At 44.6% G+C, this 16,473-nt stretch carries 12 protein-coding genes; 8 read left to right on the top strand and 4 right to left on the bottom strand.

The window, feature by feature from the left end; genetic code table 11:
* Window positions 1-59 precede the first annotated feature (59 nt).
* Window positions 60-3,095: an FAD-binding and (Fe-S)-binding domain-containing protein gene (locus R7Q48_RS10240; RefSeq protein WP_318132270.1), complete on the bottom strand. Its 3,036-nt coding sequence runs from the start codon at window positions 3,093-3,095 to the stop codon at window positions 60-62.
* A 263-nt stretch (window positions 3,096-3,358) separates the two neighbouring features.
* Here R7Q48_RS10240 and R7Q48_RS10235 point away from each other — a divergent pair, with 263 nt between their 5' ends.
* The 7 genes from R7Q48_RS10235 (at window position 3,359) to R7Q48_RS10205 (ending at window position 9,343) form a co-directional block, all read left to right on the top strand.
* Complete coding sequence (locus tag R7Q48_RS10235) at window positions 3,359-4,039, top strand: DUF3334 family protein (protein WP_005388843.1); 681 nt, start codon at window positions 3,359-3,361, stop codon at window positions 4,037-4,039.
* A gap of 208 nt (window positions 4,040-4,247) precedes the next feature.
* Entirely contained in the window at window positions 4,248-4,943 is a 696-nt protein-coding gene (locus R7Q48_RS10230) for a DUF2786 domain-containing protein (RefSeq protein WP_005377954.1), read from the top strand.
* Window positions 4,944-5,160: 217 nt separating this feature from the next.
* Window positions 5,161-5,820, top strand: coding sequence for an OmpA family protein (locus tag R7Q48_RS10225; RefSeq protein ID WP_005377956.1), 660 nt, complete (start codon window positions 5,161-5,163; stop codon window positions 5,818-5,820).
* A 76-nt stretch (window positions 5,821-5,896) separates the two neighbouring features.
* The gene (locus tag R7Q48_RS10220; RefSeq protein ID WP_262645576.1) at window positions 5,897-6,871 is read left to right on the top strand and encodes a J domain-containing protein; all 975 of its coding nucleotides are present in this window, start codon (window positions 5,897-5,899) and stop codon (window positions 6,869-6,871) included.
* Between the two features lie 177 nt (window positions 6,872-7,048).
* Window positions 7,049-7,231: a hypothetical protein gene (locus tag R7Q48_RS10215; RefSeq protein ID WP_005377960.1), complete on the top strand. Its 183-nt coding sequence runs from the start codon at window positions 7,049-7,051 to the stop codon at window positions 7,229-7,231.
* A 412-nt stretch (window positions 7,232-7,643) separates the two neighbouring features.
* A complete protein-coding gene (locus R7Q48_RS10210; RefSeq protein WP_005377962.1) occupies window positions 7,644-8,036 on the top strand; it encodes a SulA-like leucine-rich domain-containing protein in 393 nt (130 codons plus the stop codon).
* Between the two features lie 203 nt (window positions 8,037-8,239).
* Complete coding sequence (locus tag R7Q48_RS10205) at window positions 8,240-9,343, top strand: phosphoribosylaminoimidazolesuccinocarboxamide synthase (protein WP_256902859.1); 1,104 nt, start codon at window positions 8,240-8,242, stop codon at window positions 9,341-9,343.
* A gap of 78 nt (window positions 9,344-9,421) precedes the next feature.
* Here the strand turns inward: R7Q48_RS10205 and R7Q48_RS10200 are convergent, their stop codons facing one another.
* From R7Q48_RS10200 to R7Q48_RS10190, 3 genes are all read right to left on the bottom strand, one after another.
* On the bottom strand, window positions 9,422-11,095 hold the full coding sequence (locus R7Q48_RS10200; RefSeq protein WP_213874716.1) for an alkaline phosphatase D family protein: 1,674 nt from the start codon (window positions 11,093-11,095) through the stop codon (window positions 9,422-9,424).
* 329 nt (window positions 11,096-11,424) lie between these two features.
* On the bottom strand, window positions 11,425-11,802 hold the full coding sequence (locus tag R7Q48_RS10195) for a hypothetical protein (RefSeq protein ID WP_005377965.1): 378 nt from the start codon (window positions 11,800-11,802) through the stop codon (window positions 11,425-11,427).
* A gap of 288 nt (window positions 11,803-12,090) precedes the next feature.
* Window positions 12,091-14,445 carry a helicase-related protein gene (locus R7Q48_RS10190; RefSeq protein ID WP_256902895.1) on the bottom strand — a complete coding sequence of 785 codons (2,355 nt, stop codon included), beginning with the start codon at window positions 14,443-14,445 and terminating at the stop codon, window positions 12,091-12,093.
* Between the two features lie 213 nt (window positions 14,446-14,658).
* Between R7Q48_RS10190 and R7Q48_RS10185 the strand changes: the two genes are divergently transcribed.
* Window positions 14,659-16,347, top strand: a complete 1,689-nt coding sequence (locus R7Q48_RS10185) for an NAD-dependent malic enzyme (RefSeq protein ID WP_005377977.1) — start codon at window positions 14,659-14,661, stop codon at window positions 16,345-16,347.
* Window positions 16,348-16,473 lie beyond the last annotated feature (126 nt).

Here is a 16,473-nt window from a genome sequence, read left to right as displayed (position 1 = left end):
GAAAGGGTCTAAATACGGTTTCTAAAAAGCCCAGTAAAACTGGGCTTGATTTAGTCCGATTACAACAAAGTTAACAGCGCCTGAACGGGATGCTTGGGCTTCGTTCCTTCAAAGCGTTTAACTTGGCTGCGGCAAGAATAGCCTGTAATCAAACATCTCTCGTTATCCAACTTATCTAAGCTCGGCTTCCAGCTTAAATTGTAAATGTCTTTCGACATCGACAACTTATCAACCTCATGACCAAACGTACCCGCCATACCACAACAACCAACAGGTACCGTATTCAAAACTGCACCAAAGTGAGCAAAAATAGCGCCCCACTCTTTTTCCGCATTTGGCATTTTGGTTTTCTCAGTACAGTGAGCAAACAGATACCAAGGTTCCTGCGCCTTATGCTCTCCGCTTTCAAACGCTTCTAGTCTTGGGTAAAGCCATTCGTGGGCTGTTAGTACATCGAAATTACCTCGCTTACTGCCAAGCACTTCAGCGTATTCATCTCGATAACACAGCACCAAAGCAGGATCGACGCCAACTAATGGGATATCCAAATCCGCTACCATCGCCAAGAACTTCGCTGTGTCGGCTGCTGTGTCCTTAAACTGACGTAAAAACCCTTTAATGTGTTGTGCTTTACCATTCGGCTTAAACGGCAGAAGCACCGGATTCATACCCAGCTTTTTCAATAACTTAACGAAGTCTTCAACGACATCAGCGTCGTAGTAACTAGTGAATGGGTCTTGAACAATTAAAACATGCTTGCTCTTTTCAGACGAAGACAAACCACTGAGCGCTTGCAGATCATAAGGCGTTGTCAGCGACTCTACTCGTTGTTTCAAGGTGGGTACTGATAACAACGGCGCATCGACATACCCGACCGTAGATGCCGTTAAACTTTTCACCCACGACTGCTTCAAAACACCATTTACGACACCTGGCGCTTTCGCCATCATCGGCAGCATAGTCTCAATGTTCGCAACCAGATAGTCTTTTGCAGGACGTTGGTAACGAGAGTGATAGATGTTTAAAAAGCGCGAGCGAAAGCTCGGAACATCGACTTTAATCGGACACTGACTCGCACACGCTTTACACGCCAAACAACCATTCATCGCTTCATACACTTCGTGAGAGAAGTCATACTCGTGACGACGATTGATAGAATGACGTACGCGGTCAATCATGGTTTTGATTGATGTTTTGTTTTCTAGTGTTTGCTTTTCTAAGTCAAGAATATCAATGCCTTGCTCAGTGAGCTGACGCAACCACTCGCGAACCAAACCCGCACGACCTTTCGGTGAATGACGACGATCGGCTGTTACTTTCATCGATGGACACATTGGCGAGCTAGTATCGTAGTTAAAACACAAACCGTTACCGTTACATTCCATCGCTTGTTTAAAGCTGTCACGTACTTGAACGTCAATCTGACGGTCATAGTAACCACGTTTGGTATCGGTAACTTTGACAAGCTCTGCATCACTATCCAGCGGTGTACAGATTTTGCCCGGGTTCATTTTGTTGTGTGGATCGAATGCAGCTTTCACACGTCTCAGTTCAGTAAACAACTCGTCGCCGAAAAACTCAGGGCCATATTCTGAACGGAAACCTTTGCCGTGTTCACCCCACATCAAACCGCCGTATTTCGCCACCAGCTTGACCACTTCATCAGAAACTTCGTGCATCAATGCTTCTTGGTGCGGGTCACACAAATCCAACGCAGGACGTACGTGAAGCACCCCAGCATCGACGTGACCAAACATGCCGTAATTCAGAGACTTGCTGTCTAACAGTTCTCGAAACTCTACAATAAAGTCCGCCAGGTTTTCTGGTGGCACACAGGTATCTTCAGCGAATGCGACCGGTTTAGCACGACCTTTTGCGGCGCCTAACAAACCCACCGCTTTTTTACGCATGTTGTAAATACGCCCAATGCTCGCTACATCATTACAAACTTGGTAGCCGATAATGCCCGCTTCTTCTGTTTCCAACATGGTATCGAGCTTGGCGGTCAACGCTGCAACCTGAGCAGCAACTTCCTCTTCGTCCTGACCTGCGTATTCCACCATATTGATGCCAAGCATCTCTTTATTTGGAACATCGGTAAGTAAATCGCTCACGGTGTGCCAAACGATATCTTGCTTCGCGAGATTAAGCACTTTTGAGTCAACGGTTTCTACAGACAGCGCCTTCGCTTCTACCATAAACGGTGCATTACGCAGTGCAGAATCAAAGCTGTTGTATTTAACGTTAACCAAAGTACGCGCTTTCGGAATTGGCGTTAGATTTAGCTTCGCTTCGGTAATAAATGCCAATGAACCTTCCGCGCCACACAGCACTCGTGTGATGTCGAAACGGTCATCGTCGTCATTCAAGGCATTTTTTAAATCGTACCCCGTTAAAAAGCGGTTGAGCGGAGGAAATTTATCCACGATCTGCTGGCGTTTTTCACGACATACGGATTCCGTTACACGTAGCGCCTTGGCAGCAAACTCGTCTTCTTTTGGGTAACCATGAGACAAGTCCGACTCTAAAATTGAACCATCAGCAAACACCGCTTGTAGCGACAAAACATGATCGGATGTTTTTCCGTATTTCAGAGAACCTTGACCAGAAGCATCGGTGTTGACCATGCCGCCAATCGTTGCACGGTTACTGGTAGATAAGTCTGGAGAGAAGAAGTAGCCATAAGGGCGAACAGCGTCATTTAACTGGTCTTTCACTACACCAGTTTGTACACGAACCCAGCCTTCTTTCTCATTAATCTCAAGCACTTTGTTCATGTGACGAGACATATCCACCACAATACCTTTGGTTAGCGACTGACCATTGGTCCCTGTGCCGCCACCACGAGGTGAAAAGGTAATTCGTTCGTACTTTTCTTTATTGCTCAGTTTCCCGAGGAGAGAAACATCTTCTGTCGTTTTGGGATGAACGACAGACTGAGGAAGTTGCTGGTAAACACTGTTGTCAGTGGCAACCGCTAGTCGGCTTGAATATTGGCTTTCGATATCACCAGTGAATCCGGCGTGCTCAAGCTCTTTCAGAAAACTAAGAACAAGAGGATCGACATCAGTTTGCGAGTGTAATCTTGGTAACATTTGCTTCCTGCCCCTACGACGCTGATCCGATCAGCTGCGGGTTGTGTAATTATTTGCTCACTTCTCATACAAATTGGCGCTAAGCGAAAAAAAACACCACAAAAGAGTTAGTGAAGTAATATTCTTTGAATTTCGTCACTTTACAACATTTAAAAAGACGAGCAAATCAGAATCTCGATACAATAATTAAACTTATGCTTTATTTTTTCACGCTTGATGCCTTACATTGGGGAACGAATCGCGTTTCTAGATGAGTTTTCAGAATGAAAAAAAATAAAATTGTGACCACTGAAGATATCCTTCTCAAACTTTGCCAGTCTGTTTCTGGCGTACTTACTTCGGCGACATCTTCTCAAGTAAATTATTCAGCAATGGTGCAAAAAATCCACAAGACTAGCCTCAAACCAGATTTTGGCTGTTTTGTTCTGTTTGATGGCGGATTTACCGGGCTAGTTGTGATTAATTTTACGGCAAAAGCCGCACTGGAGATCTACACCAACTACATGCGTAATATGGGCATGCCAGAAGAAGAACTGGCAATATCTCATACTTCTGACGAGGTAGGCGATGTTCTGGGTGAACTCATGAATCAACTGGTCGGAGACTTCACTAATAAAATTCGTAAAGACCTGCAAACGAACATCACACAAAACCAACCAAAAATGCTGGCGCTGAATAAGCAAGTTATCTTACAAGTTGATACCAACCTTGACCGCCCTCAAGCGCGCAGAGTGACGTTCTCCACCGAAAACAACAATATTTTCTATCTCGAACTAGCAATGGATAAAACTGAGTTCATCCAACTGGAAGAGTTTGAAGTTGCTGAAGACGAAAACCCAGACGACATTTTAGAGGCAACACGTAAACAGTTGGCTGAGAAAGAATCTAAATCGTCGGGTTCAAACGATGATGCCGATGACTTGCTCAACCAGCTCGGGTTGTAATTCTAACGAATCTTAATGAAGAATGGCTTCTTAGACACAAGTACGACTTCATACTGATTACGACGAACTAAAACGCCAGCCTCGCTTAATGCGAGGCTTCTTTTTATGTGCAGAAATTATCTTCAGTCCCACCTTGTATTTCGTTTTTATGTCAAAAAAGGTAATATGTCTGACTTCATAAATTTTCTGCTTTCGTTACTGGTTGTCGATGGATAAACAAAAAGCTCTGAAAAAAATCGCCAAGTGCTTAGAACTGGGCAATTCCGCTAATGTTAATGAGGCTGCCAATGCTATCAAAATGGCACATCGCCTCATGCTTAAATATGGTCTCGATAAAGACGATATTGAGTTCATCAGAATGGGAAAAACACAATCTTCTCATCTGCTACCAGCGAACATCAGTTCTACCATATTGCGAGTGATTCGCGGCATTAACACAAAATTCGGTGTCGAAGCAGTATTGTTGAATCACAAAGGGCTCAAACGTGTCGAATTTATCGGTGAAGCAGATCGGGCTATTTTTGCTGCATTTGCTTTCGATATTGTTTATCGCGAGATGAACGAAAGTACCGGACAATTCCGAAACAGCTTTGCTGGCACCGGCACCTCTTCTCAGGAAGTGACTCGCCGTGTGAACTCATTTGTATCTGGCTGGGTGGAAGGCGCGATTGAAAAATTGCCAATTATTTCTCCAGATGAAGAGTCGGCCAATAAAATTAATGACTATATTGATAAAGAATTCCAAAACATTGACCGCGAAACGTTCAAGAAGCAATTGAAAGAAGCGATGAAAAACCTAACTGAAGACTACGAAGTGGGCTTAAAGAAAGGTAGAAAGGTTTCAGTTAACCGTGGAGTGGGCGGCGAACAAGCACGCAAAATGTTGGGCGATTCATCGAAATAGCCAGGATAGTAAAGGATTCACATAAGCAGCAATGACTTCGATGTCTATGGGGCTTACTTTGAGAGCTTTGGCAGTATTGATAGGAATTTTCTTACAGAAACTCTTATCAATCTTACTTTCTCATAACAAATATTAATGCTTGTTTATTCATAATTCGCATCCCATTATGAGGCATGGTTTCGCCTCAGTTTTATACGGAGATTTTCCCTTGAAAAAGATGCCTATTGCACTAGCTCTAGTGCTAGCTCTTACTGGCTGTCAAGCCACTCAACGCCAAAATGCAACAACGGGTGAATACGAAACTAACTCCACCACGCAAGGCGCGCTTATTGGTGCGATCGCTGGCGCAGCAATCGGCCTAGCAACGGGTGATGATGCTAAAGAACGTCGTCAGCATGCACTCATTGGTGCAGCCGCAGGCGGAGCGACTGGCGCTGGCGTTGGTTACTACTTTGACCAACAAGAAGCGGAGTTACGTCGCGCTTTGCTAAACTCTGGCGTACAAGTTCAGCGTGTTGGTGAAAATCAGCTTTTACTGCGTATGGAAAACGGTATCGGCTTCTCTTCAAGCTCTTACCAGCTTGATGCTAGCATCCATAATACTCTACGTGGTGTTGCTCGCATCCTAGTTGAGTACCCAGATACCAGTCTCGTTATTGACGGTTACACGGATAGCACAGGCAGTGAGTCATACAACCAAACGTTGTCAGAGCGCCGTGCAGAGTCCGTACGTCAATTCCTAGTATCTCAAAACGTTGCACCTGGTCGTGCAATTGCACGCGGCTACGGCGAACGTAACCCAATTTGCTCAAACCAAACTTCTGAAGGTCGTGCGTGCAACCGTCGTGTTGAAATCCAGATCTTGCCACTGAAGTAATTTGGTTGCACCATAACGGTAATAATAAAAAATTACCGGAGCAGGCCTAACCATTATCGTTAGGCCTGACATATTAATGTCTGTCAAAACGTCTGCCCTACTCTGCTTATTTAGCCTCAGCTTTTCTGGCTACTCACTTGCCTCTCGAGCTCCAAATGACCCCATCGAACAATACGAGTACGCACAACAATTATTGGCATCAAACGAAGCTGAAGCCTCACCAGAAACGCGCTACTGGCTAGAGCAATCCGCCAACCAAGGTTACCTCCCTGCACAAAAACAGCTCGCGAACGACTTTGCTAAAGGGATAAATGGCGAAAAAAATGAAACACAAGCGTTATATTGGCTAACCTCTATCGCACTCAATGACCCAACCGATCGTGGCTTTCTTCTCGCCGATTTTATTCAGCGCAATCCAGATAAGGTCACAACTGCTCAATTGACTGAAGCCTTGTATCAAATGGCTTCTCAGCATAATCCAGCAGCAGAACAAGCTTATAATCAACTGCTAGAGCTGCGCTTCAACCAACTGCGAGCTAAACAAGTCTCGCAAATAAAGTCGCTCGATAAAAAGGCGGAGCAAACACAAGAAGAGAAAAGCACAGTTGCAACCCCCAAAGTAGAACACTCGCCGTTTCTATGGCTGATTTGGCTAGCGGCGATACTCATCATCAGCGGCTTAAGTTTTCTCGTAATCAAGAAACTTAAGCAGAATAGAAAAGCGTGTGAAGTCAAAGAGGAAAGCCAAAATCAACGAATGGCGGAAAAAATAAAAGAGCTAGAGTTTACGAACAAGCAACTGAAGCGTCAGTTAGAGAAAGTATTCAGAGAATTTAAGAAATCCAAAACTCAGACAGAAAACCACAAGCTAAGCGTCGCGTGTGCTATGTTTGGCTACACACCACAAACCATCCCTGATTTACAGGCAATCAAGCTACGCTATAGACAGTTATCAAAGCTTTATCATCCTGACACAAGGGGCAGTGAAGAAGAAATGAAGCGACTCAATCATGCCTTTAAGCTCGTTTCACAAAATGTTACAAAACAGTAAAAATAGGTCAGGATACTTTGGCTACCATGCTTTTATTCCCATATAATCAAACACCGCAATCGATCTCCCTCTCAAAGAAATTAACAGACATTTAACTTAAGTCGCGCTTTTATGCCATAATGCCCGGCGCAAAATAACACCTAACGACTCAAATTAATCTAGGTGGGGAGAAAATCAATGTTCACTGAAGAAGGCACCTGTGATTGGTGTAAAAAACCTAGTCTTGTAACTCGTCACGATTATTTAGATGGCAAGCACCACTACTCATGTAAAGCTTGTTACGATATGGCAAAAATCGACGTGCGCCTATTTAACCAAGGCGAATTGCAAATGCGCGAACGTTTGCAACGAGCGAGCTAAGCAAGACGGAATCAATGGAACTGATTTTCAAAAGCGCCTTTTATAAGGCGCTTTTTTGATCTCCCAAGCCTATTTCCAATCTCTATCTCGTATTCCCTCCTATCCTACATAGCATGTCGCATCGGTTATCAGCCCTCTTCCACTGTATACAAACCACTGTCCGTGAAAAACACCTGTATATACAGTAGTAAACCCCTGTATGTCTCTCGTCCAACTTTCTACTCACCTCACATTTTTAAATTGATGTTAGACATATCAGAAATAAAAAATAAACAAATAAATTCAATTACTTAAAGTAAAATTCTTTTATTTCCTTTTCAAAAAACCGCAAATAACTTTTGAGAAACTTGTTGATCAGGTCGCCAAAACAAACTACTGTATAGGCATACAGCATGTATAAAGGAACAGTAAGATGCAGTTACAAAGTCAATCTCATACATACTCTCGTTACAACGTATTGGCACAAGCAACTAAGCCCATGGCCGTTTCGGATCAGCTTCTATCTAAGCTGGCTGTTTTATCGCAGCAGAAACAATGGATTTTGTTTACAGCAGACTGCCCTCGTCCAGACTTTGAACAACTCACTGCTTCTAATATTTGCTGTAAAAACGTTATTCAAATGAAGCCCTCTCAACAGCTTTCAGAAGTCGAGATCGTGATAAAAGCCATCCGATCAGGCAATGCCAGTGCTGTTGTCGCATCCAATAAAATTGCACTTATGAATCAATCTATGTTGCGCGACATGGCGCAGCGCTATCAGTGTGAAGTCTTTTTCGTCGAAGGCAGAGTTAATAAGTACCACTAATAAGTTCGACGTTATCCATCCTGCATCTCGCCTCCTTTTTAAGGGGGCTTTTTTTGTATTAAAGAAAATAGGCAAACGTTTGCTTTTTCTCTGGCGAGTTAAAATAGTTCTGGTATGATGCCCACATTCGATTTATTCAGCGCCCACATTTTGCTGAATATCTTCTCTTTCTGACGTTTGATTAAGATGATAGGAATGTCGCAATGAGCCTTGCTAATCAAGTACTTGCCGTCAATGACGACCTGCCAATTCGCACCCATAAACCCGTTCATAGTGGAAAAGTTCGTTCAGTTTACTGGTTAACTGATGAAGACAGCGCCCGACTGATCAAAGAAAAAAAATACAATGTCGCGCCAGATGCGCCTTTGGCTATCATGGTGATTAGCGACCGAATCTCTGCGTTCGATTGTATTTGGCATGCTGAAGGTGGTCTTAATGGTGTCCCGGGTAAAGGGGCTGCGCTTAATGCGATTTCTAATCACTGGTTCAAACTGTTCAAAGAAAATGGCTTAGCAGATAGCCATATTCTAGACATTCCTCACCCTTTTGTTTGGATTGTACAAAAAGCCAAACCGGTAAAAATCGAAGCCATCTGCCGCAAATACATCACGGGTTCGATGTGGCGCGCTTACGCAAATGGCGAGCGCGAGTTTTGTGGAATCCAACTTCCTGAAGGGTTAGAAAAAGACAAAGCACTGCCAGAGTTGCTAATGACCCCATCCACAAAAGGCATTCTAAAAGGCATTCCCGGTGTGCCAGAAGCGGATGACGTTAATATTACTCGTCAAAATATCGTAGACAACTACGAAGCATTTAACTTCTCAAGTGCGGACGATATCGCACTCTACGAAAAACTGCTGAAAGAAGGCTTTAACGTTATCAGCCAAGCATTAGAAGCAATTGACCAAATCTTTGTCGATACCAAATTCGAATTTGGTTATGTTCATGATGCTGCTGGCAATGAAAAGCTGATTTACATGGATGAAGTGGGTACACCAGACTCGTCTCGTATATGGGATGCTAAAGAGTACCAAGCAGGTCACATCGTAGAGAACTCAAAAGAAGGTTTCCGCCAGTTCCTACTTAACCACTTCCCTGACCCAGATATCTTGCTAAATAAAGAACGTATGCCAGAGCGTGAAGCACTCGCTCGTGATAATGCTTTACCCGTCGAATCTTTGATGGCGATTTCGAGCACCTACATTGGTATTGCCGAGAAGATTACAGGCAAGCCGATTCATTTGAGTGAGAATCCGAAAGCGGAAATCATCGAAGTTCTGAGCAAAGAATACGGATTGATTGACTAGCACTGTCGCTAGATTGCTAAATGCTTTCCAATAAAAAGTCCGCACTAGCTTGCGGACTTTTTTCGTATTAGGCTCAGTTTAGCCGATATTTAACGTAGTGCCATCTGTTGTAGAGGCTGACTTGGTCGTCACCTGATATGTTTTGTCTTTAATCGTTGATACGAAATACCAGGTCGCCTCTGCCTTGTCGGGCGTAAAAGTAACGCGCATAAAGCCACGCTGTTTGATGTCTGCCCACTGTAATTCTGACACTAAGTGCGGCAGCGTGTATTCCATTTGAGTGATCGCAACAGGGTCTAACGCGAGGTAGGCTTCTAACCCAGGGGAACTCACAGAGCTAGTCGCAAACTCTACCCCGATAGGATGCTTAGATACGTCTTTAAGCTCACTTGCCCATGCATTGTGCGTATCTCCTGCCAAACAGACAAAGTTACCACTGCTGGCTTTGGCCAGTTGATAAACGTTCTCTCGCTCAACGTAGTAACCATCCCATGCATCTAGGTTATATGGCAAAGCAATGGTATCTAAACTTGGGTCAGAGAGATAACCCGTAATCGCAGAGTTTACCGCTAATAACGCCTCTGTTTTTTGTTCTTCAGTGGCAGTAAACAATTGAAACATCGCGGTCATAACCGAACTTGGCAACTCCATACGAGACATTAACACTTGTTGCCCTAGCACATTCCAAGTTGCGTCGTGCGTACTGAACGCATCCATCAGCCAAGCGAGTTGGTCACCGCCTAACAGCTCTCGGTCTTGACTGCGCGACTGGGCAACTAAACCGCCAATAGCTTCCATCGTTGGTGAGCTGAGCGAGAAATAATCCAACGGTTTATCACGCCCCACAAGTCGCGTGTCGAGCATCATCAAATTGACTAAACTTCCAAACGAAAACTGACGGTAAATCAGCATGTTTGAGAAAGTGTTTTCACGAACGGGCAACCATTCTGTCCACGCGGCAGCCGCAGCTGCACGACGATCATTAAAGCGGCCTTCCTCTTCTTGATGGTTTTCCGCACCATTTTTCCAACTATCATTTGCAAGCTCATGGTCATCCCAGACTGCAATCATTGGTAGGCTCGCATGTAACGCTTGCAGATCAGCATCTTGGCGATATTGCGCATACCGTTTTCGGTAATCATCTAAGGTAATGCATTCAGTGCCTTTGCTTGGCTCTCGCCCTAGTGCCTCAGCATCTTCACTAGCGTAGCCACCAGCCCCATACTCATAAATGTAATCACCGAGATGAAGTACCACATCAAACGGTTCTTGCTCATGTTGATTTAAGATCTCTCGATACACATGGAAATAACCAGCAGGATAGTTTGCGCAAGAAACAACGGCCATGGATGCCTTTTCTACACCACCCTCTGGTAATGTTTGAGTTTGCCCGACTTCGCTAGTGACATCTCCAACCATGAATCGATAGTAGTAGCGAGAATTTGCGTTGAGGTTTTGAACATCAACTTTTACCGTGAAATCTCGGCTCGTGTCTGTGGCAAAAGTGCCACTTTGCACGATATCAGTAAAATTTTCGTTAGATGAAACTTGCCAGCTTACATCTGCGTAGCTCGCTGAGGTTGTAACACGAGTCCAAATGATTACTTGTGTTTGAGTAGGATCTCCACTCGCCACTCCGTGCTCAAAGGTAACCGCAACAGATTCACTAGCATCGCTACCACAGCCCACCAGCCCGGTAACAATCGCCGTTGAAGAGGCAGCTTTCATAAAGTCTCGACGAGACAAAGACATATTGACTTCCTTTCTTATTGTGTTTGTTTTTATGCCCAAATGACGTGGTGACTCAATCATCCTTGTGTGCCAATAAGGGACGTTAATTCGAACTTACAGTACCAACCACTTAGTCGGTAATTTGTCCTAAAAACACAAAGTTAGAAGCTAGTTATGACAATTGCATTTCCAAACGTTACATTTTTGTTAATTTAAGTGCAAATACTCTATATTCATCACACTTCCAAGACCTGTGACAAAAACCTCAAAATAAAAAAGCGACCTACTTTGAGGTCGCTTTTCATTGCACTATTGTTAAGTGGTACATCGATGAAGTGGAAATGCTCAGCCTAAAACTTGATGTTAAGGACATCTTGTTCTGACGTATCCACCTTCAACTGACTGCGAGATTCTATGTACTCGATTTGCTGAACATCGAGCGAATATGGCATAACGACTCGCAATTCATTGATCCCTTCATGTTTAGCTAACTGGGTTAAGCGGACCAAATTGGATTCATCACTTTTACGAGAAGACATCGATTTTAATGCGGCATCCCACAACCGATCTTCAGGCTTGCTCAATTCCGCAATGTTCTGTTTCCACATCAAACCGAAAATAGGCGCGATGGTGGCAAATGCCTCTAAAAAGGTCCATTTCTTACTACCTGTCGCTCCTAAAAAGCTAGTGTAGTCGAATTCAATGCACGTCTTTCCTTGTTGATCCATTCTATGCCCCCGACACTCGAAAATGAGATATACCAAATATCGTTCAACTGTTTTGATATAGCAATGGGATATAAAACATTCGTCTTTTATGCCCTAATTTACATACAAAAGGAAATATTAAAACCAGCTTTGTAACAACTGATGTACAGCTTCGCCATATATAAGCATTCAATTGATTAATATTTCAATTAAGAAACTAAAAACAACACACAAGTAACGCTATCAATATGAAATAACTATAGATTCACCAAGAAAATATCAATTCTTGTCACAACGTCATCCGCCGACCTACTTCACATCAATCACTCGACTGGCCTTTTTATACTGTATCTTCCAACCAGCCCAGCGTGGCAGCTCCCAACGCTTCGGGTCTCCCTTACGGTTTCCCTCTCGATAAACGACCTGTACTAGCTTGCGAGACGCGTAATACTCAACATCCAGTTGGAGTTCTGGCAGCGAAAGTTCTAAAGGGTACTGCTCCGTGAAATCGTCGTATTCCCATTCTGGAACACCGTTAAATGTTAAGTCTTCCGGTTCAAACAACGCCATATCATCGACATTTTCAACGCCTAATGTTTCCAACTGATCCTTTAACCAGCTAGAAAATGTCAAGGAGGCCAAGTCGTTAACCTCTTCTCCTTCGACATTAAGGCCCAATGCGTTGTAGAGTTTCCAGTGTTGGATTTGTTGTTTTCTTTGAGAAGCAAATCCTGGTAACAGTGTCTCGTCTTCTATCATTTCGACAATAGACTGAACAGCAACATCACCTTGTAACGCTTGATGTTCAGAACAGATTGTTCGCCCGGCGTAGACCAAATGCATTGTTGCTCTTGGCGTCTCTTCTTCATAATTCGTCTCACCTTGTTGCCACTCCCCAAATTCAAGTTCGCGTAATAATGTCAGCGGGATAGGCATCATGACCGATGCGAGGTTTAGTGTTTGCTTAACACCTCGTCCTGGCACGCTATGGCTATCTAGCACAATGGCCGCTTCTTCTTTATCAGGAAAGCGGCTGTTACGCCCAACCAGCATCTCGACTACTCCATTTCCTAGAGCATCCCTTCGACGAGCTCGTCGGACAAACACAAGCTCAGGGTGCAATGAGGCGATGGAGAAAAAGAGCGCTTCACGTTTATATCGAGAGGCAACGTCAAGTTCCGGCAATTCAAATACTTCTCGCATTTGTTTCGCTAAACCTTGTGCCTCTTCAAGTGCGCTGGCATCAATGACAATGCCCGGAAGTCGCTCCCCCCGAACCAAACGGATCAGCAAAGAGGCATCACATCCGTATGGCTCCTCTTGAGATAGAAGCTCAGCGACTTCACCACTTTGTCGCTGATAGAGCTGCGCAGGCACAGATAAGGCGGCAGCCAAATCAATCATTGCTTCCTTCTCTGGCTTCGCTTGAATTCTGGTAACGAGATCGGCAAACAGTGCATCAATGGGTAGTGGGTATACTTTTCTCCCATGCTGCGTGACATTGCCATCCTCATCAATCGCTTCCATAGATAACAACGTCGAATGAGATGCCTCTAGCGACTTTGGGGGAATTGAGTCGAGAAAATCGAGTGTTGAGAGACGGTACCCACAACAAGCCGCTGCCAGCATGGGCTCGACGAGCTCTTCTCTGTGTAATTCTGGAGGTGTCACCAACTCTAAAGGCGCGTGCTCACCATATAGACGAATACAAACCCCTTCGGTAACGCGACCTGCTCGCCCCATTCGCTGCGCGGCACTGGCCTTAGAAATGTTGGTTAACGTCAGTGCTGTACGTCCATTTCGTTGTACAGTTCTGCGCTCTAAGCCGCTATCGATTACCACCCGGATATTAGGAATGGTCAGAGAGGTTTCCGCGACGTTGGTTGCCAATACGACTTTCCGTTGCTTTTGTACCGTCAGCGCACGATGTCGTTCTGCATCACTGACCGAGGCATGAAGTTTAACCACCATGACATCACTGCTGCTTTGTAGCATCTGCGCGCATTGGGCGATCTCTTTACGTCCTGGGAGAAAAACAAGAATATCGCCATCTTCATCTTCCAGTGCTTCTTTTACCGCTCCGACAACCTCCTGTTCACATCCCTTTTTGTTCGGTAAATAGCGGCTGTCTGTAGAACGATGTGTCACCGTGACTGGAAAGCAACGTCCCTCCGAACTCAGGCGCTTAGCATTCAGGTAACGAGCAAGCTTTTCGCCTTCTAAGGTAGCGGAAGTGACGATCAATCGATGTTGATTTTCTTGCTTCAAAATGGCGGTTAATAGATCAATATCCCAGCGTCGCTCGTGAAATTCGTCCACTATCACGACATCAAAGTCTGCTAGCTTGTTTTCCGAAAACCAACGCAGTGCAACCCCCGGAGTGACAAATACAACTTCGGTTTTTTCATCAAAATAGGCATGAAGCTTGATCGCGTAACCGACTTTGCGACCTATTGGCTCTCCAGATTGCTCCGCAAGAAATTCAGCCAGCGAGGTACAAGCAATTCGACGTGGTTCAATAACCAGAACGCGTCCGTGTTTTGCCGCCCACATGGGCAAGCGGGTAGATTTACCCGACCCGGTTTCGGCTTCCACCACAAGATGGTTAAGGCTTACATGATGGTCAAACTCGGCTTGCAGGCTGTCGATAGGTAGTTGAAACATAGAAATTGGATTTGATTTGATGATGCAAAACATTATACCCAAGTAAAAAAATCCTGCTTTAGGTATCTCTAAACAACCAATATTGCCGATATTTTCGTCGGTATCTGAATTTTTTTGCGACATTACATTGATGTGCATCAACGCATGTTTACAACTAAATAGTGAACCCGTTAAAATTTGGTGCGCATCCTTCAACCCTACATAAGGCACCCAATGAACAACGATAAACGCCCACTATATATTCCATATGCGGGTCCGGCTCTTTTAGCAACCCCTCTTTTGAACAAAGGCAGTGCATTCTCTGCTGAAGAACGTAGTTCATTCAACTTAGAAGGTCTGCTTCCAGAGTCGACCGAAACTATCCAAGAGCAGGTGGAACGTGCCTACCAGCAATACAAAAGTTTCGAAAGCGATATGGATAAGCACATTTATCTGCGTAATATCCAAGACACCAACGAAACATTGTATTACCGCCTAGTGCAAAATCACATTTCTGAGATGATGCCTATCATCTACACGCCGACTGTTGGCGCAGCATGTGAAAACTTCTCTAACATTTACCGTCGTGGTCGCGGTCTGTTCATTTCATACCCGAACCGTGACCGTATTGACGACTTGCTGAACAACGCAGCAAACCACAACGTTAAAGTGATTGTTGTGACAGATGGCGAACGTATCCTTGGCTTGGGTGACCAAGGTATCGGCGGCATGGGTATTCCTATCGGTAAACTGTCACTATATACCGCGTGTGGTGGTATCAGCCCTGCTTACACGCTACCAATCGTGCTTGATGTGGGTACCAATAACCCGCAACGCTTAGCTGATCCGATGTACATGGGTTGGCGTCATCCTCGTATTACGGGTGCAGAATACGATGCATTTGTAGAAGAGTTTATCCAAGCGGTACAGCGCCGTTGGCCTGATGCTTTGATCCAGTTCGAAGACTTTGCTCAGAAAAATGCGATGCCTCTTCTTGAGCGTTACAAAGACCGCGTGTGTTGCTTCAATGATGATATTCAGGGTACTGCTGCTGTTACTGTTGGCTCTCTACTTGCAGCTTGTAAAGCAGCAGGAACTCAGCTTTCTAAACAACGTATTACCTTCCTAGGCGCAGGGTCTGCTGGTTGTGGTATCGCAGAAGCGATCATCGCGCAAATGGTATCGGAAGGAATTTCTGACGAGCAAGCTCGCTCACAAGTTTACATGGTTGACCGTTGGGGTCTGTTACAAGAAGGCATGCCTAACCTTCTTGATTTCCAACAACGCTTGGTGCAAAAGCATACCAATACGAAAGAGTGGGAAAATGAAGGAAATGGCTTCTCACTACTCGATGTTATGCGTAACGCCAAGCCAACGGTACTAATTGGTGTTTCTGGTGCTCCTGGCCTATTTAGCCAAGAAGTCATCGAAGAAATGCATAAACACTGTAAGCGTCCGATTGTCTTCCCACTGTCGAACCCAACAAGCCGCGTGGAAGCGACACCGAACGACATCATTCGTTGGACAAATGGTGAAGCACTGGTTGCAACAGGTAGCCCATTTGAGCCAGTGGTTCATGAAGGTCGCACTTACCCTATTGCACAATGTAACAACAGCTACATCTTCCCAGGCATTGGCCTTGGTGTACTTGCTGTCAATGCAAAACGTGTCACTGACGAGATGCTAATGGAATCAAGCCGCGCGCTCGCAACATGTTCTCCTCTAGCAATCAACGGTCGTGGGGCACTACTTCCACCACTGGAAGAGATCCACTTAGTATCGAAAAAAATCGCATTTGCCGTTGGTAAAAAGGCAATTGAACAAGGTGTCGCATTAGAAATTACTGATGAAGCATTGAACGTGGCGATTGAACAGTCGTTCTGGCAACCTGTTTACCGCCGCTACAAACGCACTGCGTTCTAAGCTTGAGACAATTCGTTTAATAATTAGCCCCTACCATGTAGGGGCTTTTATTTTTTTATCATCCTAACCAGATTTTGGCATAAATGGGCTTCTCTCTTTTTGTTTCTATCAGATATGATGAGAACT

The sequence above is a fragment of the Vibrio sp. 378 genome, from assembly GCF_033339435.1.
The sequence above is the reverse complement of the archived record's forward strand: the minus strand, read 5'-3'. Positions and strand labels throughout refer to the sequence as shown.